This is a genomic window from Microbacterium murale (genome assembly GCF_014635185.1).
In the GTDB taxonomy this organism is placed as follows: domain Bacteria; phylum Actinomycetota; class Actinomycetes; order Actinomycetales; family Microbacteriaceae; genus Microbacterium; species Microbacterium murale.
Genome location: NZ_BMCM01000003.1, coordinates 464,973 through 491,312, shown reverse-complemented (window position 1 = coordinate 491,312; position 26,340 = coordinate 464,973). Strand labels below are relative to the sequence as shown.

Sequence of the window (26,340 nt, the reverse complement as noted above, 5' to 3'; positions counted from 1 at the left end):
TAGACCTTCAATGCGGCGCAGTGAGTTCCTTCGCGCGGTCGATCTCGAGTTCGGTGCGCGCGCATCCATGCTGAAGACGGATCTCGTTCTGGACGCGCTCGGCAACCGGACGGCGGACGAGGCGCTCGACGCGGGGATCGCTCCCCGCGAGATCTGGCTTGCGCTCTGCGCGGAGACCGATGTCCCGCCCGAGCGCCGCTATGGCGTCGGTCGGCTTGAGCCGCGCAGGCGCTGATCCCGTCGCGCTGAACTCGTTCCTCTGATCGTGTTCGGCTTGCATCTGATCGGCGTGTCGTCGAAGATGTGTTCGAAGTGCGCGTAACGTTCTGCACAAGTGGTTTCGAGGTGATGTCATCCCCAGTTCGTGGGACCGCCGATGCAATGTCGGAGGTCGCTCCTACGGTGAAGACAGGCCGAAAAGCCATACGCCTTGTCGGAGAGTTCGCCCCAGTCGGGGTGGCCGCGACAGCCTACAGGCGGCACCACGCGAACACATAGGAGCACATTATGCCATCACCCGCAGACCGCGAGAAGTCCCTGGAATCAGCCCTCGCCCAGATCGATCGTCAGTTCGGTAAGGGTTCAGTCATGCGGCTGGGCAGTGATGAGCGTGCGCCGGTCGCCGTCATCCCCACCGGTTCGATCGCCCTCGACGTCGCTCTCGGTGTCGGCGGCCTGCCGCGCGGTCGCATCGTCGAGATCTACGGCCCTGAGTCATCGGGTAAGACGACATTGACGCTGCACGCGATCGCCAACGCGCAGCGAGGTGGCGGTATCGCCGCCTTCATCGACGCCGAGCATGCGCTTGATCCTGAGTACGCGAAGAAGCTCGGGGTCGACATCGACGCGCTCCTGGTCTCTCAGCCGGATACCGGGGAGCAGGCACTCGAGATCGCCGACATGCTCGTGCGTTCCGGTGCCATCGACCTCATCGTCATCGACTCGGTCGCCGCGCTGGTTCCGCGCGCCGAGATCGAGGGAGAGATGGGCGACTCGCATGTGGGTCTGCAGGCGCGACTCATGTCACAGGCGCTCCGGAAGCTCACGGGTGGTCTGAGCCAGACCAACACCACCATGATCTTCATCAACCAGCTGCGCGAGAAGATCGGTGTCTTCTTCGGGTCTCCTGAGACGACGGCCGGCGGAAAGGCGCTGAAGTTCTACGCGTCGGTTCGACTCGACATCCGTCGCATCGAGACGATGAAGGACGGAACCGAGGCGGTGGGAAACCGCACCCGTGTCAAGGTCGTGAAGAACAAGATGGCGCCCCCCTTCAAGCAGGCGGAGTTCGACATTCTGTACGGAACCGGCATCTCGCGCGAGGGCAGCCTCATCGATTTCGGTGTGGAGCATGGCCTCGTGAAGAAGTCGGGCTCGTGGTACACCTACGACGGCGATCAGCTGGGACAGGGCAAGGAGAACGCGCGTTCGTTCCTCATCAAGAACGCTGATGTCGCCTTGGAGATCGAGACGAAGATCAAGCAGAAGCTCGGCATCGGCGGAGCAGTCGCCGATGCCGCTCCTGAGGCTGCGGACGAGCTCACGCAGCGCGTTCCGGCCTGATGACTGTCGGTGACGGGGGCGAGGCTCGCCTCGCCCCCGTGATTCCGCTCTTCGGCGGCAAGGTCGCATCGGCCTCGTCGTCGTCCGCCGGGGCTGACGTCGCACCGTCGGGCCCGACGGAGACCGATCCTGCTCGGCCAGCGCTGTCACGGATCGAGTCGTCCGAGTCTGAGCCTGCAGAGCCTGTCGACCGGACCCCCGGACGCGAGAAGGCGCCACCCAGACTGCGGGGGATGCGCTCCAGCGCTGAACAGTCGGGGGAGCAGGAACCTGAGCGCGACCCGGACGAGATCCGTCGGGTCGGTGAGGAGTCACTGGTCCGCAAGCTCCGGGCGCGCTCGCTGTCGATCTCAGAGGCGCGGCAGGTGCTGCGCGGTCACGATCTCGATCGCTCCCAGATCGACGATGTGATCGACGACTTCTGCCGACGCGGATACCTAGACGACGCGATCCTCGCCGAGCAGCTGGTGATCTCCGGTATCGAGCGCAAGGGGCAGGGGCGCGTGGCGCTGTCGAGGGCTTTGGCCCAGCGTGGCATCCCGCGTGATGCGATCGACGCCGCGCTCGGCGATCTGCCGGACGACGACGCCGAACGTGCATTGGAATTCGCCAGGACCAAGGCGCGTTCGATGGCTCGGCTCGACTTCGAGACCGCGCTTCGGCGACTCATGGGCCAGCTCGCGCGGCGCGGATACGGCGGGTCCGTCGCCATGAGTGCGGCGAGGACGGCGCTGACTGAAGCGTCGCTGGGAAAGCCGAGCAGCGGCGTGCGGTTCGTCGACTCGGAGTGACTCGGCCGGATCGCTCGTAGAATGGGTTCACCATGACTATCCTCAGCAGCGAACCGACGATCATCCAGGCCTCGTCGGCGGCCGTCGACGCCGACGGACGTCAGCGGACCTATGAGGTGCGTACCTTCGGGTGCCAGATGAATGTGCACGACTCCGAGCGACTGTCGGGGTCGTTGGAGAGCGCAGGCTACCTCCGGGCCGAATCCGGCGCGGAGGCGGATGTCGTCATCATCAACACGTGCGCGGTTCGTGACAACGCTGCGGGCAAGCTCTACGGCACGCTCGGGCACCTGGCATCCGTCAAGCGTCGCAAGGAGGGCATGCAGATCGCCGTCGGCGGCTGCCTCGCGCAGATGGACAAGGACGCGGTCCTCGACAAGGCACCCTGGGTCGACGTCGTGTTCGGAACACACAACATGGGCTCGCTGCCCGGACTGCTCGAACGCGCACGCCACAACGGCGACGCCGAACTCGAGATCCTCGAATCCCTCGAGGTGTTCCCCTCGACGCTGCCGACCAAGCGCGACTCCGCCCACAGCGGATGGGTGTCGATCTCGGTCGGCTGCAACAACACCTGCACCTTCTGCATCGTGCCGAGCCTGCGTGGCAAGGAGAAGGACCGTCGCCCCGGCGACATTCTGAACGAGATCCGCCTGCTCGTGGAAGACGGCGCGATCGAGGTCACGCTGCTCGGTCAGAACGTGAACTCGTACGGCGTCGAGTTCGGGGATCGTCAGGCCTTCGGCAAGCTGCTGCGCGCCGCCGGCGAGATCGACGGGCTCGAGCGCATCCGGTTCACCAGCCCGCACCCGGCCGCCTTCACCGACGACGTCATCGACGCCATGGCGGAGACACCGGCGGTCATGCCTCAGCTGCACATGCCGCTGCAGTCGGGCAGCGACCGCGTGCTCAAGGCGATGCGTCGTTCGTACCGCAGCTCGAAGTTCCTCGGCATCCTCGATCGTGTTCGCGAACGGATGCCGCATGCCGCGATCTCGACCGACATCATCGTCGGGTTCCCCGGTGAGACCGACGAGGACTTCGAAGACACCATGCGCGTCGTGGAGCAGGCACGCTTCGCCAACGCGTTCACATTCCAGTACTCCATCCGCGAAGGCACTCCCGCCGCGACCATGGAAGACCAGGTGCCCAAAGAGGTGGTGCAGGAGCGGTACAACCGGCTTCTCGCCCTCCAGGAGCGCATCGCGCTGGAAGAGAATCAGAAGCAGGTCGGCCGCGAGGTCGAGGTGCTCGTCTCCGTCGGCGAAGGCAAGAAGGACGCCGAGACGCACCGCCTCACCGGTCGCGCTGAGGACAACCGCCTGGTGCATTTCGAGGTCACCGAGGGATCCGAGATCCCGCGTCCCGGCGACGTGGTGACCGTCACGATCACGCACGGCGCGCCGTTCCACCTTCTGGCCGACGACGCGAGCGGCGCTCCGCTGCGCATCCGGCGCACCAGGGGTGGAGACGCGTGGGATCGCGCACAGGCGGAGTCGTGCGGAGTTCCGGCTCCGGCCGGAGACGCCGGTGCGCCGCGCGCGGTGTCGCTCGGTCTTCCCACGCTCCGCGTCGGTGTCTGACTCCCCGAGACCCCAGGTTCGTGTCGAGACCCCAGGTCGCAGTCGTGAACAGCGTGAGGTTTCGGCACCAAGGCGGGGTCTCGATGAAGCGGCGAAGAGGATGACCCGCCTGTGGGCGGTCGTCGGCGCGACAGGAACAGGCAAGAGCGACCTCGCGCTGACCCTCGCAGAGCAGCTGCGCGAACGCGGCAATCCGGCCGAGATCGTCAATGCCGACGCGATGCAGCTGTACCGGGGCATGGACATCGGTACGGCCAAGCTCCCCATGGCCGAGCGTCGTGGCATCCCTCATCACCTTTTCGACGTCCGCGATGTCCGCGATGAGGCAGCCGTCGCCTGGTATCAGCCGTTCGCGCGCACCGCGATCGAGAGCATCCATTCCCGCGGCGGTGACGCGATCCTGGTGGGCGGCTCCGGCCTCTACATCTCGAGCGTCATCTTCGACTTCCGCTTTCCTCCACGCGACGCCGAGGCGCGAGCGCGTCTCGAACGCGACCTGGAGACGCATGGTCCCGCTGCGCTGTTCGCGCGTCTTGAGGCTGCGGACGCCGCCACTGCCGCACGAATAGATCCGAAGAACGGGCGCCGGGTCATTCGCGCACTGGAAGTGCTCGAGCAGGGCCAGAAGACTCACGGTGCCGCTCTGCCGGAGGCTCCTGAGCTCTGGCACCCGACCACTCGCATCCTGGGGCTCCACGTCGACAGACCCGAACTGGTCGAACGTCTCGACAGGCGGGTCGAGCGGATGTGGGCGGACGGGATGCTGGAAGAGGTCGAGCATCTGCGTCAGCAGGGTCTGGAAGAGGGCGTCACCGCCGGTCGCGCGATCGGCTATGCGCAGGCGCTGGCGCAGTTGAAGGGCGAGGTGACCGAGGCCGAGGCCGTTGCCGCGACCCAATCGTTGACCCGTCGCTACGCGCGCCGCCAGGTGTCGTGGTTCAAACGCTACCCAGAGCTCACTTGGCTCTCCCCGGGACGCGATCCCGCAGAGCTGATCGGCTGAATGTCGGTGCCCGCCTTCATCATGGAGTGATGAGCACGCATTTCTTCACCGCCTCCAGTCTTGACGGCTTCATCGCGACGCAAGAGCACTCACTCGACTGGCTGCTGAAGCAAGACGTCGATGCCGAAGGACCGATGGCCTATCAGCAGTTCGAGAAGACGATCGGCGCGCTGGCGATGGGAGCAGCCACGTACGAGTGGGTACTCGATCATGAGCAGGGTCGTTGGGGATACACGCAGCCGTCGTGGGTGTTCACCCATCGCGAGCTGACGATTCCCGACGGCGCCGATGTGACCCTCACCCGGGATGCGATCCCCGAGGTGCACGCCGCGATGACCGCGGCCGCAGATGGTAAAGACCTGTGGGTGGTCGGCGGTGGTGACCTGGCCGGCCAGTTCGCCGATGCCGGGCTCCTCGACGAGATCTGGGTGCAGTTCGCGCCGGTCACCCTCGGCGGCGGAGCGCCGTTGCTGCCGCGAACGCTCGACCTCGAACTGCTTGACGTGGCGCGCAACCGCAACTTCATGTGCGGCCGTTACCGCGTGGTTCGTGACTGATCGATGGGTTCGCTAGCCTCGATCAGGTGAGTGGGAACAGTGCGGCCTGGGCGATTCGTGCCTTCGAGCGTGGCGACACGGATGCTGTCGTCGAATTGTGGCACGATGTGGGACTGACACGCCCGTGGAACGACCCGTACCAGGACATCGAGCGCAAGCTGAAGGTGCAGCCGAAACTCTTCATCGTCGCCGAGACTCCCGGCGCGCATGACGGTCCGCCTCGTGTCGTCGGCACGGTGATGGCGGGGTACGACGGTCACCGCGGATGGCTCTATTACCTGGCGTCGGCGCCCGAACTCCGAGGCTCGGGGATCGGTCGGGGACTGGTGGTCGAGGCAGAGCGGCTCCTGCTCGAGATGGGCTGCCCGAAGGTGCAGCTGATGGTTCGAGCAGACAATGAAGCGGTGCTCGGCTTCTACGATCAGCTCGGCTACGAGCGGTTCGAGGTCTCGAACACCGGCAAGAGGCTGATCGCGGACGAGAGCTAGACACTCCGACCCTCTCTAGACTGTTCGCATGGTCGCATTCACCAAGGGGCACGGTACCGGCAACGATTTCGTCATCATCCCTGACGCCGATGGTGAGCTGGATCTCACGCCCGCGCAGGTCGCAGTGCTCTGCGATCGGCACTTCGGCATCGGCGCTGACGGAATCCTCCGCGTGGTGCGCTCTGCAGCTCTTCCGGAGGGTGCGGCAGCGCTCGCTGAGGAACCCGCTGCCGAATGGTTCATGGACTATCGAAACGCCGACGGATCGATCGCCGAGATGTGCGGCAACGGCATCCGCGTCTTCGCGCACTATCTGGTCGGTGCCGGCCTCGCGGTGATCGAACCCGGTACGACTCTGCCGATCGGCACCCGCGCCGGTGTGCGTGATGTGACGAGCAGCGGCACCGGGTATCAGGTGGATCTGGGACGCTGGCGCCTGTCAGGGGATGACCCGCTCGCGAAGGCGCGCGGCCTAGATGTCGCTCGCCCCGGCCTCGGGATCGATGTCGGCAACCCGCATGTCGTCGTCGCCCTCGCATCGGACGAAGAACTCGACAGTCTTGAACTCGAGTACATCCCGGAACTCGAGCCTGCCCTGCCCGCAGGCGCGAACGTGGAATTCGTCGTCCCGGGAGAACCCCTCGTGCGCGACGGCATCGGCCACGTCAGGATGCGCGTGTTCGAGCGAGGGGTGGGGGAGACGCTCAGCTGCGGTACCGGTGTCGCAGCGGCCGCTCTCGCCGTGCGCTACTGGGCAGGCGACCGCGCCCCGGACAACTGGAGTGTCGAAGTACCAGGGGGCACGCTTGGCGTGCGGATGTTCCCCGCAGAAGACGGTGAGCACGTCGCGCTTTCAGGGCCGGCGCAGCTCGTCTACAGCGGCACCGTCGATCTCGTGTGAGCCGCTCGGGCGCCGACGATTGAGTCGTCGGATTACAGCCGAGAAGAAATCCAGGCGTGTCGTGGCTCACGATGGTGCGTATGAGCAAGCAGATCCGCTTCAACGCGTTCGACATGAACTGCGTGGCGCACCAGTCCTCCGGGATGTGGCGGCACCCGCTCGATCAGTCGGCGCGCTACAAGGAACTCGGCTACTGGACTGAGCTCGCGAAGCTCCTCGAGCGCGGCAACTTCGATGGTCTGTTCATCGCCGACGTCCTCGGTACGTACGACGTGTACGGCGGCTCCAATGAAGCCGCGATCCGCCACGGCGCCCAGGTGCCCGTGAACGATCCCGTTCTGCTGGTGAGCGCCATGGCCGCCGTCACCGATCATCTGGGCTTCGGCGTCACCGCGGGCACAGCGTATGAACACCCGTATCCATTCGCCCGTCGCATGTCGACCCTCGATCACCTGACGAACGGCCGGGTCGGCTGGAACGTCGTCACCGGTTACCTGCCGTCCGCGGCCCGCAACATGGGGCACGACGACCAACTGGAGCACGACCAGCGCTACGACGTCGCCGACGAGTACCTCGAGGTCACGTACAAGCTGTGGGAGGGCTCATGGGAGGACGATGCGGTCATCCGCGACCGTGAATCCGGGGTGTTCACCGATCCGGCCAAGGTCCATGAGATCGGTCATCACGGTGAGCACTTCACTGTTCCCGGCATCCACATCTCCGAACCGTCGCCGCAGCGAACGCCGGTGATCTTCCAGGCCGGCGCATCACCGCGCGGCATCGCATTCGCGGCAGGCAACGCCGAGGCGATCTTCGTCGCCGCACCCACCAAGACGGTGCTCGCGGGAACGGTGAAGCGCATCCGCGACGCGCTCGAAGCCGCCGGTCGCGACCGCTATTCCGCGAAGATCTACACGCTCCTGACGATCATCACCGACGAGACGAGCGAGAAGGCGCACGCCAAGCACGAGGACTACCTGCAGTACGCCAGTGATGAGGGCGCGCTGGTGTTCATGTCGGGATGGATGGGCATCGACCTGTCGCAGTTCGATCTCGACGAGCCGATCGGCAACGTCAAGAGCAACGCGATCCAGTCGACCGTGGCGAATTTCCAGCAGGCGAACGACGACGGCAAGGAATGGAAGGTCCGCGATATCGCCCGACTGGGCAACATCGGCGGTCTCGGTCCGCGCGTGGTCGGCTCGCCCGAAGAGGTCGCCGACTTCCTTCAGGAGTGGGTCGAGGAGACCGACGTCGACGGATTCAACCTCGCCTACGCGATCACTCCCGGAACGTTCGAGGACATCGTCGAGTTCATCGTGCCCGAGTTGCAGCGCCGCGGCGTGTACCAGACCGAGTACGTTCCAGGGACGCTTCGTCACAAGCTGCACGGACGCGGCGACCGGTTGCCGGATGAGCATCGTGGTGCGGGCTACAGCCTGCGCCGCACAGCCAAGGTCTGACCTGCTCGGCCGGCGCTCAGGTGAGGGCGATCGGCTCCGTCGGAGGGTTGCCGTGCTTTCGCACCTTGAGCACGCGATATCCCTTGCCCGTCGCCGTGCGGAAGACGCTGTACCCGGGGTGGAAGGTCGCTCCGAGCCATCGCTGGAGCGAATCGGCGCCGAGATTGCGCTGCACGACGAGCCACGCATCGCTGCGCTCGTCCAGACGCGGTATCCACCGTTCGAGCATGTCGTGCAGCACGTCCTTGCCCACTCTGATCGGCGGATTCGAGCGGATGGTCCGGAACACGATGTCGTCGGGAACATCATCGGGCAGCACGGCGTTGACATTGGTGATGCCGAGAGCTTCGGCATTTCGACGGACGAGGTCCAGCGCCCGCTCATTCACGTCGACAGCCCACACCGTGGCGTGCGGCGAGGTGAGAGCCATCGTGATGCTGATGGGGCCCCAGCCGCTTCCGAGGTCGAGGAAATTACCGCTCGGCGGCAGCGGAGGCATGTTGGCGAAGAGGACTGCGGTGCCGGCATCGACGCGGTCGGGGCTGAAGACGCCACCGGCGGTGGTCACTTCGAGTTCACGATCTGCGAGCGTCACGCGAATGGTTCGCAGGTTCTCCGCGCTTGCCGGGGCCGCAGTGAAGTAGTGATCAGACCCCATACGGCGAGCGTACCGGACAGCAGGGTTAAGGTTAAGGCGTCGGACACAGAAGGCAGAGGATGACGAAAGCCACAGACGAGACAAGCACTGAGCAGACACTCGACGACGAGAGACTGGATCGGGTGCTCGCAAGCGCGCAGCCGCGCACCCAGGCGCGGGTCTTCGGCGCCGCACAGGCGCTGCAGGACTCCGCCACGGCGGCGTATTCGGATCGAGACGGCGATCAGTGGGATCTGGAGGATCGTCACGCCCTGCGTCGTGTCGCCGGCCTCTCGACGGAACTCGAAGACGTCACCGAGGTCGAGTATCGACAGTTGCGACTCGAGAACGTCGTGCTCGTCGGCGTGTATCCGCAGGGCGCCCAGACGGATGCCGAGAACTCGCTTCGCGAGCTCGCAGCCCTCGCCGAGACGGCAGGTGCCGTGGTACTCGACGCCGTGCTGCAGCGACGTCCGAATCCGGACCCCGCCACATACCTGGGCCGCGGCAAGGCCCAGGAGCTCAAGGACCTCGTCGCAGCCACGGGTGCTGACACCGTCATTGCCGACACGGAACTCGCGCCCAGCCAGCGGCGTGCGCTGGAAGATGTCGTCAAGGTGAAGGTCATCGACCGTACGACTGTGATCCTCGACATCTTCAGTCAGCATGCCAAGAGTCGCGAGGGCAAGGCGCAGGTCGAACTGGCGCAGCTCGAGTACCTGCTGCCGCGTCTGCGCGGCTGGGGTGACTCGATGAGCAGGCAGGCAGGTGGACAGGTCGGCGCCGGCGGTGCGGGCATGGGTTCGCGCGGACCAGGTGAGACGAAGATCGAACTGGATCGCCGCCGCATCCGCACGAAGATGGCGCTGCTGCGTCGTCAGATCCGTGACTTCGGGCCGGCGCGTGAGGCCAAGCGCGCCGAGCGCAAGCGCAACACGATTCCCTCTGTGGCGATCGCCGGGTACACGAACGCCGGGAAATCGAGTCTGCTCAACGCGCTGACCAGTGCGGGCGTGCTGGTCGAGAACGCGTTGTTCGCGACTCTGGATGCCACGGTGCGGCGCGCCGAGACCTCTGACGGTCGGGTCTACACGTTCACCGACACGGTCGGCTTCGTGCGCAACCTGCCGCATCAGCTCGTCGAGGCGTTCCGTTCCACGCTGGAAGAGGTCGGCGAGGCCGACATCGTGCTGCACGTCGTGGATGGATCGCACCCCGACCCTGCAGGGCAGTTGCAGACCGTCCGCGACGTGATGGGTGACGTCGGAGTGCGCGACCTTCCTGAGATCGTCGTCTTCAACAAGGCCGATCTCATCTCGGACGACGATCGACTGGTGCTGCAGGGCCTCGAGCCACGCGCGCACTTCGTATCGTCACGGTCCGGTGAGGGCATCGAAGAGCTGCGGGCCGCGCTCGACGAGGCGCTGCCGAAACCGGCCGTCGAGGTGCATGCACTCGTGCCGTACGACCGTGGCGATCTCGTCGCGGCGATCCACGAGACCGGGATGCTGCTGTCGGCGGAGCATGGCGAGAAAGGCACCGATGTCCGTGCGCACGTCTCGGAGCGGCTGGCGGCAGAACTGGCGCAGTTCGCGGTCTGAGCACGCCTGAGCCGGTCAATGGGCGTTGAAGCGTGCCTCCACTGTCGCTGACACGACGATCTCGTCGGGCTCGTACTCCATCGACGGTGCTGAATCGGCAACGAATGCGGCGCCGCGTGCTTTCAGCATCTGAGGGGCGCCTGGTGCCTGGCCATGCGAGATGAGACCGACGTCGGCGATCTCGAGGGGCGTGACATCGGTGAGGCCCAGCGCGGTGGCGTACGCCTCCGCGCGGGCGACAGCGACGCTCACGGCTGAGGAGGCGACATCGCGTTCGACACGGGCACGGGTCTCGGGGGTGAGGTGCCAATCCACCCAGCCGACCTCGACGCCGTCCCAGGCGGAGATGTCCGACACCCAGATGGAGAGCTCGGACGGATCGGTGAACGTCGCGCTGAAGTCGACGCTCGCGCGGTAGACCAGCGCGAGGCGCTTGCCCTCGTTGTTCCAGGGCCGTTCTGCGCTCACGGCGAGCCGCTTGCTGGTCCACTCGGCCACGGTGCCGGCATCCTTGCGCTCGGTGATGCTCGTCCGCAGCGGTTCGGACAATCGCATCACCTGGTCGACCACCGATGCGCGCTCCGCGCCTTCGGCGCGTACCGTGACGCGGATCGTGGCGCGCTCGGGTGCCAGGCGGGTTTCGTGCTCGCCGCGGACAGTGATGGTGACATCGCTCATGGGAGCGACTCTACGCCAGCCCATCCTCATCGGACCGGTCGCGGAATAGCATGAAGTGCGTATCCGTTGTATTCTGTGATGCTCGGGTGCTTCGGCATCCGAGGTGATAAATACACAGAGTGACAGTGGTTCCTTCGAAAGAAGACACACGGGGCTGATCGGTTTCGACAGTGCTTGTGAATTCACGTGAAGCGGGCCGAGGATGCAGGGTTATCTCGTGAACGCCCCCTGCAAAACAATAGTTGCCGAAACAAAGCGCAACGACTTCGCCCTCGCTGCATAAGCGAGCTCGAGTCCGTCAGGCCGTATGTGATTCCGATACGGATCCTGGCGTCATCTAGGAATCTTGCTGTGTGACGGCGTCTGGACGTCACACGGGACTCTTCCCAGGCTGGGCTCGTCGACTTAGGTGTCTGTGACAAAGGTCGGAGCCGAGTAGAACGTCTGCACAGACTGCGCCCGGAGAAGCCGTGGGTACTCAGCGTTGGACGGGGGTTCGATTCCCCCCAGCTCCACAAACCGCTGTCACTGTGCGAAGCCTCTCGCTTCCGTGTTCTCACGGCAGCGAGAGGCTTCTCTGTTTCTCGCGGCGGGTCTGCGTATGCTGTGCTCGTGAGCGACGTACTGGATGACGGACCGTTCTACCACGGTACGAAGGCCGATGTTCAGGCGGACGATCTCCTGACCGCGGGATTTCATTCGAACTATCGGCCGGAAGTGGTGATGAACCACATCTACTTCACGGCGCTGCGCGATGGCGCAGGGCTCGCTGCGGAGCTCGCCGCCGGCGAGGGCGTGCCGCGTGTCTATCTGGTCGAACCGACAGGTGCGTTCGAGAACGATCCGAATGTCACGGACAAGAAGTTCCCCGGCAACCCCACCCGGTCGTACCGCAGCAGCGCCCCGCTCAGGGTGATCGGCGAGATCACGGACTGGGCACGGCTCACACCCGACGCACTTCAGTCGTGGAGAGACCGGCTCGCGGTGCTTCGCGCGGACGAGCGGGGCGAGATCATCAACTGACCACGCTTCAGGCGCGGCGTCGTGCAGGTCAGTCGAACTCGACCAGCACGAGGCCCCGCCGCGTGTCGGCGACTTTCACCCAACCGTCACCGAACTCGTACGTCATACCGAACCCGTCCTGGTCGGGGGACATCGCGGTCTCGGGGTTCTCGGTGATGTACACGTGCCCATCGGAATCGGCGCGCTGCCATCCGTCGTCGAGAAGCTTCTGCTGACCGGCGCTGGAAGCCGCCTGATCGACCGGAGCCCACCCGAACACCTGGACATGGTCCGACGGCACCGTGTAGTCGCCCCAGACGCATTGGATGCCGCCGTCGACGACGTGGTCGCCGAAGCGGAACTCGTGCTCCCGATAGGTCCAGCCGTGCTCGGTCAGAGCGGCGATTGTGCTGGGTGCGATGATCGTCTCGCACGTGGGCGCGGCGCCGGCAGTCTCTTCCGGCTCAGGTGTCGGTGTCGATGTCGGTGTGGGCTCAGGCGACGGGGTCGTGGTCTTGGTCGGCTTCGACGTCGGAGTCGATTCCGGCTCGGCGGCGGCGGTGGAGCATGCCGACAGCGTCAGTGCGATCGTCACGGCCGCGAGCGCGGCAAAGGATGTACGGCGGATCATCTCTGCTTTCGGGTCAGGCATTCGTGGTCGCGTGGGTGAGGTCGAGGAATGCGTCGTGCAGCAGGCCGTTGCTGGCCAGCGTCGAACGGGCTGCGATCGTGTCGAGGCCGTCGAACGAGGTGAATGTACCACCTGACTCGCGCACGATCGGCACAGCGGCGGCGATGTCATACTCTTTCACGTCGAACTCCGCGACCATCTCGAGACGGCCCTCGGCAAGCAGCATGTATGAGTAGACGTCACCGTAGGCGCGGTCACGCCAGACGCGATCGGCCACGCGCACGAGCGTGTCGAGTTGTCCAGCATCCGCCCACTGCGTGATGCTCTGAAAACTCACTGATGCATCGTCCAACGATGACACCGCCGATGTCTCAAGGCGGCGAGGGGCGGCGTCCGTCGCCGTCCAGGCGCCTGCGCCGGTCGACGCCCACCAGCGGCGACCCAGCGCCGGCATGCTGACGACGCCGACCTGCGGTACGCCGTCGACGGCGAGCGAGATCATCGTGCCCCAGAGCGGAACCCCGCGCATGAAGTTCGCGGTGCCGTCGATCGGGTCGATGATCCACTGACGGTGGGTGTCGCCTTCGGTGCCGAATTCTTCGCCGAGGATGCCGTCGTCTGGACGTTCTTCGGCAAGCAGGGCGCGGATGGCGCGTTCTGTCGCGAGATCGGCATCCGTCACGTGGGATCGATCGGCCTTCGTCGAGACCCTCAGGTCGGCCGCATCGAAGCGGGGGAGGGACTGCTCGTCGGCGACGTCTGCCAGCCGGAGGGCGAGTGCGAGATCGCTCGTGAAATCGGCGGCTGCGGGGGAGTCGGTCACCCCTTCAGGATAGTCGGCATCGGGTGCCCGCGAATGCTGGCTCGATTTCGCATGACGCCCTGAGACTGGTAATGTAATTCCTCGGCCGGGGAAACCGGGCCACGCACCTCTAGCTCAATCGGCAGAGCAATTGACTCTTAATCAATGGGTTCAGGGTTCAAGTCCCTGGGGGTGCACGGATCAGCCTCGTAGACTCTCGCCAGTCTTCGAGGCTTTTCTGCTTTTGAGGCTCCGGATGCCGCGACGCTGCGCTGAGCGCAGGCGTTCAGGGCTGCGTTCGGAACAGGCTGGGCGCCCAGCGCTGTGCTCGAGGGTCCGCGGATGCTGCGCGACGTGCGAGATCGACCATCTCCAGCGACGGATGCCGTGAGCGGAAGTACAGATCGATGCCTGCGCTCGTGAAGGGTGTTCGTTCGAACGCGGTGACCGCCCATCCTTCAGACGCATCACCCGCGACGAATCGCCAATCGCTTCTCGCGAGACGGGTGACCGGACCGACGCCCCGCCAGCGCCATCCGCCGTCTGGTCCGCGTCGGTCGATGCCGATGATCCGGCGCGTCACGCCGCGCCTGGACCTGAAGGCGACGACGTCGACGAGCGAGCCGTCCGGCAGCGCCCCGTACGTCACGGTCGGATCATGCCGTGATCGCCACAGCGACAGGCTCGATTCGACGATGTGCCAGGTGCCGACAGCCAGATCGTCCATTCGCTCAGCTCCTCAGCCCTGTCATCGTCGCGCTTCGCTCCCAGAGTTCATGAGCGAGGTCATCCCTCGTGCCCTGCGGGTTCACCCGCGCCGCGATGGAGCGCTTCTCGTAGTAGAGCCCTGGCACCCATGCCTCGCCGGGGGTCGTCTCGGCCAGCCACACGAGTTGGTCGGCACCGGATTCGGGCGTTCCGAGGAACCTGCGCGCGAACCTGTTGTTGTACAGGAAGCCCATCGCCCTGCTGCTCGTATCCGCCGCGAACGCCGAAGCGATCACCCCGGGATGAAACGCGGCCGCGTTCAGTCCGCGACGGTGGAAGCGGTTGTGCAGTTCGCGGGTGAAGAGGATGTTCGCCAGCTTGGCCGCGCCGTATGCCTTCATCGGCGTGTAGTCGCAGCGGCTGTCGAGGTCGCTCATGTCGACACTGCCGAACAGACGAGCCGCGACGCTTGAGGTCTGGATGACGGCGGCACCGCTGGCGAGCAGCACGTCCTGCAGCAGATTCGTGAGCAGGAACGGGGCCAGATGGTTCACCTGGAACGTCTGTTCGAAGCCGTCGACCGTCTCGGTTCTCGCACCGAACATGCCTCCCGCATTGTTCGCGAGAACGTCGATCCGCGGATACCGCGAGGCGAGTGCAGCGGCCAGTTCCCGCACGTCATCCAACCGGGAGTAGTCGGCCTCGAGATGATCTGCCTTCAGCTCTGCTGCCATCGCACGAGTCTTCGCCCGGGAACGCCCCACGACGACGACCTCATGTCCGTCAGCGTGCAGTCGTCGCGCAGCGGCTGCACCGATCCCATCGCTGGCTCCCGTGATGACCACCGTCTTGCGATCGCGCAACTGTTCTCCTTCGATTCGACCGCCACTCTCGCGGTCAGTTCGTGACAGCGATGATCTCGCCGCGGGTGAGCGTCTTGAGGAGCTCGAACGTCAACGGCATCACCGTGTGGGGATGGCCGGCCGCAGCCCAGATCTCGTCATGCGCATCCAGCGTCCTGTCGATGTAGGTCGTCAGCGGCACCGGGTGGCCGACGGGCGCCACACCGCCGATGGCCTGCCCGGTGGCTTCTCGAACGACGGATGCCGGTGCCATGGCCACCTCGTCGGCGTGAATGCTCTCGCGCAGCACGTCGAAGTCGACGCGATGCCCGCCGCTGGTCATCACCAGAACCGGTACCCCGTCTGCGACGAGGACCAGGCTGTTGGCGATCGCCGCGACCTCGCATCCGATCGCTTCGGCGGCCGCAGCCGCCGTGCGCGCGGAATCGGGCAGCACACGAATGTCCACATCCACACCGGCTGCTGCGAGGTGCTGCGTGACGATGATGCTGCGCTCGGGAAGGTCTGGGGCACTCATGGGCCCACGCTACCGAATCGGCGGTGCGCGTCGGTCAGCCGGCGTCGCCGACCGTGATCGCCTCAGCATCTTCGATCACGGCATCCGCCGGTTCATCGTCGATGTGCGCGAGTACCTTGCGGCCGAGGAAGATCGTCAGCGTCGCCACCAATACCGATGCGGCGGCGAAGAGGTACGGCACCGTGGAGTTGAACGCGTGCCACAGCAGGGCGGCCACTGGCGGCGCGATCGCGCCGCCGATGAAGCGCACGGCCGAGTACGCCGACGAGGCGACTGAGCGCGGCAGATCGGTCGCCTCCATCACGGCTTCGGTGAGCACGGTGTTCATCACGCCCAGCAGCAGGCCGCCGACGATGATGCACGTGACGAGTGCCGGAGCGATCTCGGCGACGAAGCCGGCCACGATCAGATCCACCGCGAGCAGCGGCAGCACAGTCATGATGACCGTCGTACGTCGCATCCGCCGCATCATCCACGGGGCGACCCACACGCTGGTGATCGCCAGAGCGACACCCCAGCCGAAGAACGTGAAGCCGATGCCCATCGCGCCGAATCCGAGCGGGAACGGCGAGAACGCCAGCAGCACGAAGAACCCGATGTTGTAGAACAGCGCGGTGACGGCGAGAATCGCGAGAGCAGGGCGACGCAGCGCCTTGAACGGTGCGGAGAACGGCACGGGCTGGCGCCTCTCCTGCGGACCACGCAGCAGTGTGAGAATCGCGATGAAGGCGATGGCCATGAGCGCGACCACGCCGAAGAACGGTCCGCGCCAGCTGACCTCGCCCAGAAGCCCTCCGAGCAGCGGCCCGATCGCGATTCCGAGGCCGAGTGCTGCCTCGTACAGCACGATCGCGGCACCGCTTCCACCGGATGCCGAACCCACGATCGTCGCAAGCGCCGTGGAGATGAACAGCGCGTTACCCAGGCCCCAGCCGGCGCGGAAGCCGATGATCGCATCCACGCTGCCGCTCAAGGCGCACGCGAGCGCGAAGGCGACGATGAGGGCGAGTCCGATCATCAGCGTCGCCTTCGCGCCGATGCGGCTCGAGATCCAACTGGTGAACAGCATCGCGACGCCGGTGACCAGCAGGTAACTGGTGAACAGCAACTCTGTCTGAGTCGGACTCGCTTGGAGGGAGTCGGCGATCGCGGGAAGGATGGGGTCGACGAGACCGATGCCCATGAATGCGACGACGCTGGCGAACGCCACCGCCCACACCTGCGCCGGCTGCTTCCAGATCGACACGGTGGAAGTGGTGCCGTTCACTCGGTGGCTCCTGACGATGGACGGGGTTCTGACGTGGGCGATTGTGACGACGGGCGCGGTTCGGTGCTGTGCGCCGCGAGGATCTCCGCAGCACGGGTGAGCGTCGCCCAGTCGACGACGTCCAGGTCGTCGAAGTGCGGCGCGAGCGTGATGCGGAACTCGTCGCGCCATCCGCGCAGCGCAGCGAGCCCGGCATCCGTGATGTGCACCACAGTCGCTCGGGAGTCCTCGGGGTCTGCCGTGCGGGTGACGAGTTCGGCGCGTTCCAGATCGCCGAGCAACCGGGTCATTCCAGGCTGTGTCGTACGTCCGGCGGCCGCGAGCGTACCGACGCGTTGCCCGTTCTCGCGTTCCAGGATGCTGAGCACCCGCCACTGAGCGGAAGGTGCGTCATTGTTCGCCTGCTGCGCCGCGATGCGTGCGAGCGCATGGGCGGAGATGACGATCGAGGGGATGATCTCGTCACGTTGCATACCATTCAGTATATACCGGCTGGTATGTATTGGGTCCGACTTGACGGGTTCGCCACAAGGACCTATCGTTCAGATAACCTGAATCAGCTTTCAGGTTACGCACCAAGACCTTCAACGGCGAAAGGCATTCACATGCGAGTTACGAAGAAGTTGCTCCTCGGGTCCGTGGTCGCCACGGCCGCCCTCGTTCTTGCGGCATGTGCGCCGCAGGCCGCAACCGGCGGCGACGGCGCGGAAGAGGGAAGCGGCGGCCCCGCCGAGATCACCGCCGGTGTGATCACGAGCGAGACAGGTCCGCTCGCCGGATACGGCGATCAGTACCTCACGGCATTCAAAGCCGGGCTCGACTACGCCACCGACGGAACAGGTGAGGTGGACGGCACGAAGATCTCCATCGAGTACCGCGACGATGCAGGCGACCCAGACACCGCTGTGACGGCAGCGAAGGAGCTCATCGGAGAAGGCGTCAACATCCTTCTCGGCAGCGCATCCTCCGGTGTCGCGCTCGCAGTGGCAGAGCAGGCGGCGCAGAACAAGGTGCTCTTCATCTCGGGCCCCGCCGCAGCGGACGCGATCACGGGAGTCAACGAGTACACCTTCCGCTCTGGTCGCCAATCCGCACAGGATGTCGCCACCGCCGGCACCTTCCTCGATGACATCGAGGGCAAGAATGTCGCCGTGTTCGCGCAGAACAACGCGTTCGGTCAGGGCAACGTCGCAGCCGTCGAGGCGATTCTCGGTGGCAAGGGCGCAATCGTGACCCCGGTGCTCGTCGCTGAGGACGTCACCGAGTTCACCCCGTTCGCCCAGCAGGTGCTGAGCACCGACCCCGATCTCGTGTTCGTGGCCTGGGCCGGCGCCACATCCGGCGCCATGTGGCAGGCGATGAGCCAGCAGGGAGTGCTCGACAGCATCCCGGTCGTGACCGGTCTCGGCGATGCCGCGACGTTCGGCGCCTACGGCGACGCCTCCGAGAAGATCAACTTCCTGAACCATTACTTCCCTGGTGGCCCCGACAACGAGGTGAACACCGCGATGATCGAGGCGATCGAAGCTGCAGGCGGCACGCCGGACCTGTTCAGCCCCGACGGCTTCAACGCGGCAATCATGCTCGTGCAGGCCGTGAAGGAGGGCAAGGGAGACGTGGATGCCATGATCGCCGCGCTGGAAGGATTCGAGTTCGAGGGACCGAAGGGGACGACGACCGTACGAGCCGAGGATCACGCCCTCCTGCAGGAGATGTACCAGGCGAAGCTCGTCGCCGATGGTGACGGATTCGCCGGGGAGCTCATCGACACCGTCGACGCCTCCGACGTCGCACCGTAAGCGGAAGGCGCACATCTCATGAGCACCCCAGTCCTGCCTGATCCCAAGCCCGCCGGCGCCGCACTGCGTGTCGAGGGTCTCGGGTTGCAGATCGGCGGAGCGATGATCCTCAAAGACGTCGACCTCGAGATCGCACCGGGCTCCCTCGTCGGAGTCATCGGACCCAATGGCGCGGGAAAGACCACGCTGTTCAACGCGATCTCGGGTGTGATCCGGCCGACTGCCGGTCGGATCCTCCTCGACGGCGAGGACATCACCGGCCTGTCCGTACCGCGTCGGGCGCGGGCAGGGCTGGGGCGCACCTTCCAGACATCGAGCCTGTTCCCCAGGCTCAGCATCCTCGAGAACGTCCGCATCGCGGTGCAGGCCGCGCAGGGAGGCAGCTATTCTCTGCTGCGGTTCCCTCGCCGCGATGACGCCGCAACCACACAGGCGATCTCGGTCTTGGAGCGCGTCGGACTCGCAGGGCGTCTCGACACACCCGCCGGCGACATCAGCCATGGGGACAAGCGCAAGCTGGAGATCGCCTCGTTGCTCGCGACCGACTCCCGTCTCGTCCTGCTCGATGAACCGATGGCCGGAGTCGCCTCGGGTGACGTCGCGGGCCTGGTCGACAACATCCGCGTGATGCAGCGCGAGAAGGGCTGCACGGTGCTGATGGTCGAGCATCACATCGACGTGCTGATGGGACTCGTCGATCTGGTCGCGGTGATGTACTTCGGCACGATCATCGCTCTGGACACACCCCAGAACATCATGGAGAACCCGACGGTCCAGAGCGCGTATCTCGGAACGGGGACGGCCGCATGAGCGGGCCGATCCTGCAAGTGCGTTCGCTTCGCGCCTCGATCGCCGGACAGCAGGTCGTGGAGAACGTCTCCTTCGACGTGCCGGCAACAGGCATCACGGCCGTGCTGGGACGCAACGGCGTAGGCAAGACGTCCACGCTCCGGGGGATCCTCGGGCTCATCACCCGACGCGGAGAGGTGCTGCTGGACGGCGAACGGATCGACCACCTGCCCACTCACAAGATCGTGCGCCGCGGTGTCGGCTACGTGCCGGAGGACCGTGAGGTGTTCGCCGGCCTCACCGTCGCCGAGAATCTCGCTCTCGCGGAGCGCCAGGGCACGCCCCGGCGTGATTTCGTGGCGGCGCTCTTCCCGGATCTCGTGCAGCGGCGCGATCAGCGCGCCGGGACGCTCTCCGGCGGACAGCAGCAGATGGTGTCCGTCGCGCGCGCTCTCCTCAACGACAATCGGATCATCCTCGTGGACGAGCCGACGAAGGGCCTCGCACCGAAGATCGTGAACGAGGTGGCTGCAGCGCTCGCCGAGGCGGCCAAGACCGTGCCGATTCTGCTCGTGGAGCAGAATCTCGAGGTCGTGCGTCAGCTCGCAGCGGGTGCGGTGGTGATCGCCGGCGGCCGCGTCGTGCACAACGGGCCCGCCAGGGAGATCCTCGACGACGCCGACCTCACTCGGCGCCTGCTCGGAGTCAGTGCGGAGGTGCACCAGTGAGCGCACTCGTCCTCACACTCGTCATCGGCGTCGGACTCGGCGCCCTCTACTTCCTCGTAGCGAGCGGACTCAGCCTCATCTACGGGCTCATGCACGTGTTGAACTTCGCACACGGCGCGTTCCTCACGCTCAGCGCCTTCGTCGGCTGGGCAGTCGCGCAGGCGATCGGGGCCTCCACCTGGACCGGCTTCCTGCTCTCGATCCTCGTCGGCGGCGTCGTGGGCGCGGTGTTCGCCACCCTCACCGAGCTGATCCTCATCCGGCCCCTCTACGAACGTCACATCGAGCAGGTCCTCGTCACAGTCGGCCTCTCGTTCGCGGCGATCGCGCTGTTCGAGGGGATCTGGGGCACGGATGCCATCACGGTCGCAGGACCGTCATGGCTCGGTCAGACGACCAGCGTCCTCGGCGCCAGCATCCCGAACAAGTACTGGGTGCTGATCATCGCCGCAGCGGTCGTGCTCGCCGCACTGGTGCTCTTCCTGAAGAAGACGCGCTACGGGATGATCATCCGCGCCGGTGTCGAGAACCGAGCGATGGTCACGGCGCTCGGAATCGACGTGCGCCGCTCGTTCACCCTCGTGTTCGCGATCGGAGGAGCCGCAGCGGGCATCGGCGGCGTGCTCGCCATGCACGCCATGACCTATGTGTCCGCCCACCTGGGTTCGACGCTGCTGATCTTCGCGTTCATCGTGACCGTGGTCGGCGGGCTCGGATCACTCACGGGCGCGGCCGTCGCCTCGGTGCTGGTCGCGGTGCTGCAGCAGATCGCCAACACATATCTCGGCGGCACAGGTGATTTCATCGTCGTGATCCTGCTCGCCGTCGTACTGCTGGTGAGACCGGCGGGTCTGATGGGAAGGCGAGCATGATGAGCATCAAGCGTTTCGCGCCGGTGATCGTGGGCGGCGTGCTGATCATCGTGATGGCGCTGCTGCCGTTGCTGAACATCTCGCTGCCTGGCATCCTTCCCGGTCCGACCTACACACCGGGATCGCTCGCGCTGCTGTCACTGTGCATGGTGTTCGCAGCCCTCGCACTGTCGTACAACCTGCTGCTCGGCACCGCGGGAATGCTGTCGTTCGGGCATGCGCTCTATTTCGGAGCCGGCGCATACGGTCTCGGAATCCTGCTTCGGGCCTTCGCGATGCCGTTGTGGCCCGGCGTCTTCCTCGCCCTGATCGGCGGTATGGTGATCGCGCTCGTCACCGGTGCCGTGGCGATGCGGGTCGACGGCATCCCGTTCGCGATGGTGACACTGGCCTTCGCTCAGGCCGGATCCGTGCTCGTGCGCCGCAACCAGAAGGTCACCGGCGGTGAGGAAGGACTGGGACTCAACACCGACAGCGTGCCGGATTGGCTGGTCGGCGTCATCAACACCCGCAACCTCTACTGGTTCGCCCTGATCGTTCTCGTGATCGTCTACCTGATCGTGCTCTGGGTCGACACCTCGCGTCTCGGTCACCTCGCCGCGGCCTCACGTGAGAACGAACTGCGCGTGCAGGTGCTCGGACTTCGTCCCGCCCGCGCCAAGCTCCTCGTCTTCGTGATCGCGGCCGTATGCGCGAGCCTGGCCGGAATCGCGTATCTGCTTCTCCAATCCGGCACTCAGCCGAGTGCGGTGGGTGCGGATCTGACGATCACCGTGCTGGTCATGGTCGTGCTCGGTGGTGTCGGATTCCGATGGGGTGCGATCGTGGGAGGCGTGCTCTACACGATCCTCGATCAGCGGCTCACGGTCCTCGCCCGCGCCGAAGGGATCCAGGCGCTGCCGGACTTCCTGCGCATCCCGCTCTCCGAGCCGCTGTTCCTTCTGGGGCTGCTCTTCATCCTCGTCGTGATGTTCCTCCCTGGTGGAATCGCGGGCACGGTCGACAGCTGGCGTCGTCGGCGCCGTGGTGCTGCTGCCGTGGCCGCAGGATCACTGGGCGCTCTCGACGAAAGCGAATCCGTCGGCGCAGGAGTGGGGGCGCGATGAATCGTGAGATGGACGGACCGCACACGATCGGCCGGTGGCTGCGCGATCGCGCGGCATCGAACCCGAGCAAGATCGCGATCGACGATCGTGGTGTGGCGACGGACTATGCGACGCTCGCCTCGCGTGCGGAGAGCCTGGCCAGTCGACTGACGGATGCCGGTCACGGCGCCGGCGGACGCATCGTGACGGTGTCGGGGAGCTCGGCCGATCACGTGGTCGCGTTCTTCGCGTGCGCCTTCCTCGGGATCGCCTTCGTCCCGCTCTCCTGGCGGCTCACCCCGACAGAGATCGCAGAGCTCATCCGGCGCAGCCGTCCTGGGCTCGTGCTGGTGGAGGACGAACACGTCGCACTCGCCGAGACCGCGTTGAGGATGCTCGACGATGCGCCTGCGCACGGCTACCTCGGAGTCGCAGGCGTGGAAGCCCATGTGCCGCCGTCGCGTTCACCGGTTCCCGTGCGCGCCGTGCGCGATGACGATCCGTTGCTGGTCATCTTCACCTCGGGAAGCGAGGCAGCGCCCAAGGGCGTGGTGCTCACGCATCAGAACTGCTTCTGGACGAACATGGCGCTCGCGCAGGCCATGCCGATGCTGCCGACGGATGTGGTGCTCTCGATGCTTCCGCAGTACCACGTCGCTGCCTGGAACGTGCAGCCCCTGCTGGCGTGGTGGTCCGGCGCGACCGTCGTGCTCGAACGGTCGTTCCAGCCCGGACGCGTGCTGCAGCTGATCAGCAGGCGCAGGATCACCACGATGATGGGCGTTCCCACCCAGTACCGGATGCTGCAGGAGTCAGCAGGGTGGGCCGACGCAGATCTCTCATCGCTGCGTCACGTGCTGGTCGGCGGCGCGACCATGCCGATCGACACCGCGCAGTCATGGGCCGCTCGTGACATCGCCTTCACACAGGGTTACGGCCTCACCGAGGCCGGTCCCAACGTGCTGACGTTGCCCGCTGCGGAGTTCGCGGAGCATCCCGGTGCGGTCGGGCGACCGTATCCGTCGGTCGAGGTCAGACTCGTCGACGTGGAGACCGAGCTCGAACTCGACGGTCCGGCGACGGGGGAGCTGTGGGTGCGCGGCCCGAGCACCTTCGCGGAGTACCTCGACGACCCGGATGCAACGGCGCGTGCACGATCCGAATCCTGGCTGCGCACGGGCGATCTCGCCCAGCGCGATGCCGCCGGCGTGTACCGCATCGTCGATCGACTGAAGGAGATCTACGTCTCGGGTGGTGAGAACGTCGCCCCGGCCGAGGTCGAGCGCGCCTTCGGAGCGCACCCGCTCGTCACCGCTGTCGCCGTCGTCGGTGCGGCCGACCCGGTGTGGGGCGAGCGCGGTGTCGCCTTCGTCGTGACGAGTGACGCCGTGTCGACGGATGAGCTGCTCGCATTCGTCCGTGAACGGCTCGCCGCCTTCAAACTTCCCGCTCGGATCGTGTTCGTCGAGGAGCTGCCGCGATCGACGATCGAGAAGGTGGCCCGCTCCGCGCTGCGGACGGCCGCTGCACGGATCATGGACAGCGGCGGCACCGCGCACGAGACGGTCACTGCATCAGAAAGAAGGCCCCGATGACTGATTCCGTCGAGACGGTAGCCGCGGACGGCTATGTGTCACCTGCCACCGGCCGACCACTGACCAAGCGCGGCGAGGCCACGCGTCGAAAGCTCCTGGAGGCCGCCGAGACGGTGTTCGCCGACCTCGGCTACCACGAGGCGTCGATCGTGAAGATCACGGAAGGCGCCGGCGTCGCACTGGGCACGTTCTACCTCTACTTCGACAGCAAGCAGACGATCTTCGAGGCTCTCGTCATCGATCTCAATCGACGCGTGCGTCATGCCATGTCGCAGTCGATGGCCGAGGCGAAGGACAGGATCGAGGCGGAGCGCCTCGGTTTCGAGGGCTTCTTCCGCTTCACGGCAGCACATCCCGCGCTGTACCGCGTCGTGCGCGAAGCGGAGTTCGTCTCGCCCGCGACCTTGAGACTGCACTACGAACGCATCGTCGAGGGGTACCGCGCCGGCCTGTGCGCCGCGCAGTCGTCCGGCGACGTCGACCCGCTGCTCGACCCCGAAGTCTCCGCGTGGGCGCTCATGGGCGCCGGTGAGCTGATCGGGATGCGGTATCTGCTCTGGGAGCGCGACGACTCCGGCCGGCCGCCTGCTGCGATCGATCCGGCCGTTCTCGATGGAATGACGCGCTTCATCGGAAACGCTCTGCGTCCTGACGGCGTGCGGAGTCCCGATCACCCCGCACATCCCGCGCGCGTTGCAGACGCTGCATCGGAGGAGGAAGTCGATGACTGAGCAGGATCTCACCGGCCGACGTGCGGTGATCACCGGGGGAGCGAGCGGCATCGGCCTCGCATGTGCGCAGGAGTTCGCCTCCCGCGGCGCACGCGTCGTCATCGCCGACGTGAATCGTTCCGCCGCCGAGGAGCACGCGGCTGCGCTGGGCGGCGAGGTCTGGTCGGTCGACCTCTCCGACACCGTGGCGCTCGACGACCTGACGCTCGAGGCCGACATCCTGGTGAACAACGCCGGGATCCAACGGGTCAGCCCGATCCAGGACTTCGCCCCGGATGACTTCCGCACTGTGCAGCGCATCATGCTGGAGGCGCCGTTCCTGCTGATCCGTGCCGCGCTTCCGGGCATGTACGAGCGAGGTTGGGGCCGAATCATCAACATCTCCAGTGTGCACGGCCTTCGCGCCAGCGCTTACAAGTCGGCGTACGTCGCGGCCAAGCACGGGCTGGAGGGATTGTCCAAGGTCACCGCCCTCGAAGGCGGTCCGCACGGCGTGACCAGCAACTGCATCAACCCCGGATACGTGCGTACGCCACTCGTCGAGAAGCAGATCGCAGATCAGGCGAAGCTCCACGGCATCCCCGAGAACGAGGTCATCGAGAAGGTGATGCTGACCGAGAGCGCGATCAAGCGTCTCGTCGACCCGGCCGAGGTCGCGTCACTCGCCGGCTGGCTCGCATCGCCGCACGCGGCCATGGTCACAGGCGCCTCGTACACCATGGACGGCGGATGGAGCTCCCGATGAACAGCCACACCTATCGCACGATCGATGTGCCGGTCTCCGGTGGCTCACTGCGGGTCGGCGTCTGGGATCCGGTGGACGCCGGCGAGCACACGCCGACGGTCCTCGCCATCCATGGTGTGACGTCCTCACACCTCGCGTGGCCGTTCGTGGTGGCCGAGCTGCCGGGCGTTCGAGTGATCGCTCCTGATCTTCGTGGGCGCGGCGAGAGCCGCGGCGTCGAAGGTCAGGCGGGAATGGCCGCCCACGCGGATGACATGGTGGCGGTGCTCGACTTCGTCGGTGCCGATTCGGTGCCGGTGGTCGGGCACTCCATGGGGGCATTCGTGGCGGTCGTGTTCGCGCATCGTCATCCGCAGCGCGTAGAGCGCCTCATCCTCGTCGACGGCGGCCTGCCGTTGGATGTGCCGGCTGGAGCAGAACCTGCACAGCTCGTCTCACTGATCCTCGGAGCCACGGCCGATCGGCTGTCGCAGCGCTGGAAGGACGTCGAGGAGTACACGGAGCTGTTCTGGCGTCACCATCCCGCCTTCGCCACAGATTGGAGCGCGGAACTCGAGCGCTACATCGCATACGACCTGCGCCCGGACGGGGATCAGTTCCGTCCGACGACGAGCTATCAGACCACGGTGGAGGACACGATCGACCTGAACACCGGGTCGGCGCTGCCCGAGGCACTGTCCGGACTGCGGCACGAGACGCTTCTGGTGACGGCACCGCGTGGACTGCAGAACGAGGTGCCCGGTCTGTATGCGCCTGCGCACCTGGGCAGGCTGCTCGACGCCTACCCTGGTGTGCGGCACCAGCATCTGGACGATCTGAATCACTACACGGTCGTGATGAGCGCACGCGGTGCGCGCGCACTGGGTGCGCTCGTCCGCGCCGAGCTGCGGGCGGTTCCGGCCGCCTGAGAGATTGAGCGACTGAGCGACTGAGCGACTGCG

General features: G+C 66.0%; 29 protein-coding genes, 1 tRNA gene and 1 other RNA gene. 22 read left to right on the top strand and 9 right to left on the bottom strand.

Going from position 1 to position 26,340, the window contains the following annotated elements:
• Nucleotides 1-10 precede the first annotated feature (10 nt).
• From IEV67_RS11985 to IEV67_RS11945, 9 genes are all read left to right on the top strand, one after another.
• Nucleotides 11-235 carry a DUF3046 domain-containing protein gene (locus IEV67_RS11985; protein ID WP_188436788.1) on the top strand — a complete coding sequence of 75 codons (225 nt, stop codon included), beginning with the start codon at nt 11-13 and terminating at the stop codon, nt 233-235.
• A gap of 272 nt (nt 236-507) precedes the next feature.
• Nucleotides 508-1,563 (top strand): recombinase RecA, encoded by a 1,056-nt coding sequence (recA, locus tag IEV67_RS11980; RefSeq protein WP_188436787.1) that lies wholly within the window; start codon nt 508-510, stop codon nt 1,561-1,563.
• A gap of 38 nt (nt 1,564-1,601) precedes the next feature.
• On the top strand, nt 1,602-2,354 hold the full coding sequence (locus IEV67_RS11975) for a regulatory protein RecX (RefSeq protein ID WP_229703055.1): 753 nt from the start codon (nt 1,602-1,604) through the stop codon (nt 2,352-2,354).
• 32 nt (nt 2,355-2,386) lie between these two features.
• On the top strand, nt 2,387-3,937 hold the full coding sequence (gene miaB, locus IEV67_RS11970) for a tRNA (N6-isopentenyl adenosine(37)-C2)-methylthiotransferase MiaB (RefSeq protein WP_188436785.1): 1,551 nt from the start codon (nt 2,387-2,389) through the stop codon (nt 3,935-3,937).
• Between the two features lie 100 nt (nt 3,938-4,037).
• Nucleotides 4,038-4,940, top strand: coding sequence for a tRNA (adenosine(37)-N6)-dimethylallyltransferase MiaA (gene miaA, locus IEV67_RS11965; RefSeq protein WP_188436784.1), 903 nt, complete (start codon nt 4,038-4,040; stop codon nt 4,938-4,940).
• 29 nt (nt 4,941-4,969) lie between these two features.
• Nucleotides 4,970-5,497 (top strand): dihydrofolate reductase family protein, encoded by a 528-nt coding sequence (locus IEV67_RS11960; RefSeq protein ID WP_188436783.1) that lies wholly within the window; start codon nt 4,970-4,972, stop codon nt 5,495-5,497.
• Nucleotides 5,498-5,523: 26 nt separating this feature from the next.
• Nucleotides 5,524-5,985 (top strand): GNAT family acetyltransferase, encoded by a 462-nt coding sequence (locus tag IEV67_RS11955; protein WP_229703053.1) that lies wholly within the window; start codon nt 5,524-5,526, stop codon nt 5,983-5,985.
• A 28-nt stretch (nt 5,986-6,013) separates the two neighbouring features.
• On the top strand, nt 6,014-6,886 hold the full coding sequence (gene dapF, locus IEV67_RS11950; RefSeq protein WP_188436782.1) for a diaminopimelate epimerase: 873 nt from the start codon (nt 6,014-6,016) through the stop codon (nt 6,884-6,886).
• Between the two features lie 80 nt (nt 6,887-6,966).
• Nucleotides 6,967-8,349: an LLM class flavin-dependent oxidoreductase gene (locus IEV67_RS11945; RefSeq protein ID WP_188436781.1), complete on the top strand. Its 1,383-nt coding sequence runs from the start codon at nt 6,967-6,969 to the stop codon at nt 8,347-8,349.
• 16 nt (nt 8,350-8,365) lie between these two features.
• Here IEV67_RS11945 and IEV67_RS11940 read toward each other — a convergent pair whose 3' ends face one another.
• A complete protein-coding gene (locus tag IEV67_RS11940) occupies nt 8,366-9,007 on the bottom strand; it encodes a class I SAM-dependent methyltransferase (RefSeq protein ID WP_188436780.1) in 642 nt (213 codons plus the stop codon).
• Nucleotides 9,008-9,066: 59 nt separating this feature from the next.
• Here IEV67_RS11940 and hflX point away from each other — a divergent pair, with 59 nt between their 5' ends.
• Nucleotides 9,067-10,587 (top strand): GTPase HflX, encoded by a 1,521-nt coding sequence (gene hflX / locus IEV67_RS11935; RefSeq protein ID WP_188436779.1) that lies wholly within the window; start codon nt 9,067-9,069, stop codon nt 10,585-10,587.
• Between the two features lie 15 nt (nt 10,588-10,602).
• Here hflX and IEV67_RS11930 read toward each other — a convergent pair whose 3' ends face one another.
• A complete protein-coding gene (locus IEV67_RS11930; protein ID WP_188436778.1) occupies nt 10,603-11,265 on the bottom strand; it encodes an SIMPL domain-containing protein in 663 nt (220 codons plus the stop codon).
• Between the two features lie 150 nt (nt 11,266-11,415).
• On the opposite strand from IEV67_RS11930, the gene ssrA reads away from it, so the two are divergent.
• Together ssrA and arr are read left to right on the top strand one after the other, a co-directional pair.
• Nucleotides 11,416-11,783, top strand: a transfer-messenger RNA (tmRNA) gene (gene ssrA / locus IEV67_RS11925).
• A gap of 94 nt (nt 11,784-11,877) precedes the next feature.
• Nucleotides 11,878-12,288: an NAD(+)--rifampin ADP-ribosyltransferase gene (gene arr / locus IEV67_RS11920; protein ID WP_188436777.1), complete on the top strand. Its 411-nt coding sequence runs from the start codon at nt 11,878-11,880 to the stop codon at nt 12,286-12,288.
• Nucleotides 12,289-12,316: 28 nt separating this feature from the next.
• On the opposite strand, the gene IEV67_RS11915 is transcribed toward arr, so the two are convergent.
• The gene (locus IEV67_RS11915; RefSeq protein ID WP_188436776.1) at nt 12,317-12,898 is read right to left on the bottom strand and encodes a hypothetical protein; all 582 of its coding nucleotides are present in this window, start codon (nt 12,896-12,898) and stop codon (nt 12,317-12,319) included.
• A gap of 13 nt (nt 12,899-12,911) precedes the next feature.
• Nucleotides 12,912-13,721: an inositol monophosphatase family protein gene (locus IEV67_RS11910; RefSeq protein WP_188436775.1), complete on the bottom strand. Its 810-nt coding sequence runs from the start codon at nt 13,719-13,721 to the stop codon at nt 12,912-12,914.
• Between the two features lie 103 nt (nt 13,722-13,824).
• Between IEV67_RS11910 and IEV67_RS11905 the strand changes: the two genes are divergently transcribed.
• Nucleotides 13,825-13,897 (top strand) — tRNA-Lys (locus IEV67_RS11905).
• A gap of 89 nt (nt 13,898-13,986) precedes the next feature.
• On the opposite strand, the gene IEV67_RS11900 is transcribed toward IEV67_RS11905, so the two are convergent.
• The 5 genes from IEV67_RS11900 to IEV67_RS11880 are packed head-to-tail and all read right to left on the bottom strand — an operon-like array spanning nt 13,987 to nt 17,528.
• Nucleotides 13,987-14,427, bottom strand: coding sequence for a hypothetical protein (locus IEV67_RS11900; protein ID WP_188436774.1), 441 nt, complete (start codon nt 14,425-14,427; stop codon nt 13,987-13,989).
• A 4-nt stretch (nt 14,428-14,431) separates the two neighbouring features.
• Nucleotides 14,432-15,271, bottom strand: coding sequence for an SDR family NAD(P)-dependent oxidoreductase (locus IEV67_RS11895; protein WP_188436773.1), 840 nt, complete (start codon nt 15,269-15,271; stop codon nt 14,432-14,434).
• Nucleotides 15,272-15,305: 34 nt separating this feature from the next.
• The gene (locus IEV67_RS11890; RefSeq protein WP_188436772.1) at nt 15,306-15,788 is read right to left on the bottom strand and encodes a YbaK/EbsC family protein; all 483 of its coding nucleotides are present in this window, start codon (nt 15,786-15,788) and stop codon (nt 15,306-15,308) included.
• Between the two features lie 34 nt (nt 15,789-15,822).
• On the bottom strand, nt 15,823-17,055 hold the full coding sequence (locus IEV67_RS11885; protein ID WP_188436771.1) for an MFS transporter: 1,233 nt from the start codon (nt 17,053-17,055) through the stop codon (nt 15,823-15,825).
• Nucleotides 17,052-17,528, bottom strand: coding sequence for a MarR family winged helix-turn-helix transcriptional regulator (locus tag IEV67_RS11880; RefSeq protein ID WP_188436770.1), 477 nt, complete (start codon nt 17,526-17,528; stop codon nt 17,052-17,054). Before IEV67_RS11880 ends, IEV67_RS11885 begins: the two co-directional genes overlap by 4 nt.
• Before the next feature lie 132 nt (nt 17,529-17,660).
• Here IEV67_RS11880 and IEV67_RS11875 point away from each other — a divergent pair, with 132 nt between their 5' ends.
• Genes IEV67_RS11875 through IEV67_RS11835 form a run of 9 tightly spaced genes read left to right on the top strand, consistent with a single transcriptional unit; the run spans nt 17,661 to nt 26,307 of the window.
• Nucleotides 17,661-18,854, top strand: a complete 1,194-nt coding sequence (locus tag IEV67_RS11875; protein ID WP_188436769.1) for a substrate-binding domain-containing protein — start codon at nt 17,661-17,663, stop codon at nt 18,852-18,854.
• An 18-nt stretch (nt 18,855-18,872) separates the two neighbouring features.
• Nucleotides 18,873-19,664 (top strand): ABC transporter ATP-binding protein, encoded by a 792-nt coding sequence (locus tag IEV67_RS11870; RefSeq protein WP_188436768.1) that lies wholly within the window; start codon nt 18,873-18,875, stop codon nt 19,662-19,664.
• Nucleotides 19,661-20,371 (top strand): ABC transporter ATP-binding protein, encoded by a 711-nt coding sequence (locus tag IEV67_RS11865; protein WP_188436767.1) that lies wholly within the window; start codon nt 19,661-19,663, stop codon nt 20,369-20,371. The genes IEV67_RS11870 and IEV67_RS11865 overlap by 4 nt, the downstream gene beginning before the upstream one ends.
• The gene (locus IEV67_RS11860; protein ID WP_188436766.1) at nt 20,368-21,243 is read left to right on the top strand and encodes a branched-chain amino acid ABC transporter permease; all 876 of its coding nucleotides are present in this window, start codon (nt 20,368-20,370) and stop codon (nt 21,241-21,243) included. Before IEV67_RS11865 ends, IEV67_RS11860 begins: the two co-directional genes overlap by 4 nt.
• Nucleotides 21,243-22,349, top strand: coding sequence for a branched-chain amino acid ABC transporter permease (locus IEV67_RS11855; RefSeq protein ID WP_229703051.1), 1,107 nt, complete (start codon nt 21,243-21,245; stop codon nt 22,347-22,349). Before IEV67_RS11860 ends, IEV67_RS11855 begins: the two co-directional genes overlap by 1 nt.
• A gap of 8 nt (nt 22,350-22,357) precedes the next feature.
• A complete protein-coding gene (locus IEV67_RS11850; protein WP_229703049.1) occupies nt 22,358-23,923 on the top strand; it encodes a class I adenylate-forming enzyme family protein in 1,566 nt (521 codons plus the stop codon).
• The gene (locus IEV67_RS11845) at nt 23,920-24,654 is read left to right on the top strand and encodes a TetR/AcrR family transcriptional regulator (RefSeq protein ID WP_188436763.1); all 735 of its coding nucleotides are present in this window, start codon (nt 23,920-23,922) and stop codon (nt 24,652-24,654) included. The genes IEV67_RS11850 and IEV67_RS11845 overlap by 4 nt, the downstream gene beginning before the upstream one ends.
• A complete protein-coding gene (locus IEV67_RS11840; RefSeq protein WP_188436762.1) occupies nt 24,647-25,399 on the top strand; it encodes a 3-hydroxybutyrate dehydrogenase in 753 nt (250 codons plus the stop codon). The genes IEV67_RS11845 and IEV67_RS11840 overlap by 8 nt, the downstream gene beginning before the upstream one ends.
• Nucleotides 25,396-26,307: an alpha/beta fold hydrolase gene (locus IEV67_RS11835; protein ID WP_188436761.1), complete on the top strand. Its 912-nt coding sequence runs from the start codon at nt 25,396-25,398 to the stop codon at nt 26,305-26,307. The genes IEV67_RS11840 and IEV67_RS11835 overlap by 4 nt, the downstream gene beginning before the upstream one ends.
• Nucleotides 26,308-26,340: the final 33 nt, after the last annotated feature.

Excerpts from the sequence above, each read along its gene's own strand:
- IEV67_RS11985 (WP_188436788.1), top strand. The coding sequence starts at position 11 with ATGCGGCGCAGTGAGTTCCTTCGCGCGGTCGATCTCGAGTTCGGTGCG.
- recA (WP_188436787.1), top strand. The coding sequence starts at position 508 with ATGCCATCACCCGCAGACCGCGAGAAGTCCCTGGAATCAGCCCTCGCC.
- miaB (WP_188436785.1), top strand. The coding sequence starts at position 2,387 with ATGACTATCCTCAGCAGCGAACCGACGATCATCCAGGCCTCGTCGGCG.
- miaA (WP_188436784.1), top strand. The coding sequence starts at position 4,038 with ATGACCCGCCTGTGGGCGGTCGTCGGCGCGACAGGAACAGGCAAGAGC.
- IEV67_RS11960 (WP_188436783.1), top strand. The coding sequence starts at position 4,970 with ATGAGCACGCATTTCTTCACCGCCTCCAGTCTTGACGGCTTCATCGCG.
- dapF (WP_188436782.1), top strand. The coding sequence starts at position 6,014 with ATGGTCGCATTCACCAAGGGGCACGGTACCGGCAACGATTTCGTCATC.
- IEV67_RS11945 (WP_188436781.1), top strand. The coding sequence starts at position 6,967 with ATGAGCAAGCAGATCCGCTTCAACGCGTTCGACATGAACTGCGTGGCG.
- IEV67_RS11940 (WP_188436780.1), bottom strand. The coding sequence starts at position 9,007 with ATGGGGTCTGATCACTACTTCACTGCGGCCCCGGCAAGCGCGGAGAAC.
- hflX (WP_188436779.1), top strand. The coding sequence starts at position 9,067 with ATGACGAAAGCCACAGACGAGACAAGCACTGAGCAGACACTCGACGAC.
- IEV67_RS11930 (WP_188436778.1), bottom strand. The coding sequence starts at position 11,265 with ATGAGCGATGTCACCATCACTGTCCGCGGCGAGCACGAAACCCGCCTG.
- IEV67_RS11915 (WP_188436776.1), bottom strand. The coding sequence starts at position 12,898 with ATGATCCGCCGTACATCCTTTGCCGCGCTCGCGGCCGTGACGATCGCA.
- IEV67_RS11900 (WP_188436774.1), bottom strand. The coding sequence starts at position 14,427 with ATGGACGATCTGGCTGTCGGCACCTGGCACATCGTCGAATCGAGCCTG.
- IEV67_RS11890 (WP_188436772.1), bottom strand. The coding sequence starts at position 15,788 with ATGAGTGCCCCAGACCTTCCCGAGCGCAGCATCATCGTCACGCAGCAC.
- IEV67_RS11880 (WP_188436770.1), bottom strand. The coding sequence starts at position 17,528 with ATGCAACGTGACGAGATCATCCCCTCGATCGTCATCTCCGCCCATGCG.
- IEV67_RS11875 (WP_188436769.1), top strand. The coding sequence starts at position 17,661 with ATGCGAGTTACGAAGAAGTTGCTCCTCGGGTCCGTGGTCGCCACGGCC.
- IEV67_RS11870 (WP_188436768.1), top strand. The coding sequence starts at position 18,873 with ATGAGCACCCCAGTCCTGCCTGATCCCAAGCCCGCCGGCGCCGCACTG.
- IEV67_RS11865 (WP_188436767.1), top strand. The coding sequence starts at position 19,661 with ATGAGCGGGCCGATCCTGCAAGTGCGTTCGCTTCGCGCCTCGATCGCC.
- IEV67_RS11855 (WP_229703051.1), top strand. The coding sequence starts at position 21,243 with ATGAGCATCAAGCGTTTCGCGCCGGTGATCGTGGGCGGCGTGCTGATC.
- IEV67_RS11850 (WP_229703049.1), top strand. The coding sequence starts at position 22,358 with ATGGACGGACCGCACACGATCGGCCGGTGGCTGCGCGATCGCGCGGCA.
- IEV67_RS11845 (WP_188436763.1), top strand. The coding sequence starts at position 23,920 with ATGACTGATTCCGTCGAGACGGTAGCCGCGGACGGCTATGTGTCACCT.
- IEV67_RS11840 (WP_188436762.1), top strand. The coding sequence starts at position 24,647 with ATGACTGAGCAGGATCTCACCGGCCGACGTGCGGTGATCACCGGGGGA.
- IEV67_RS11835 (WP_188436761.1), top strand. The coding sequence starts at position 25,396 with ATGAACAGCCACACCTATCGCACGATCGATGTGCCGGTCTCCGGTGGC.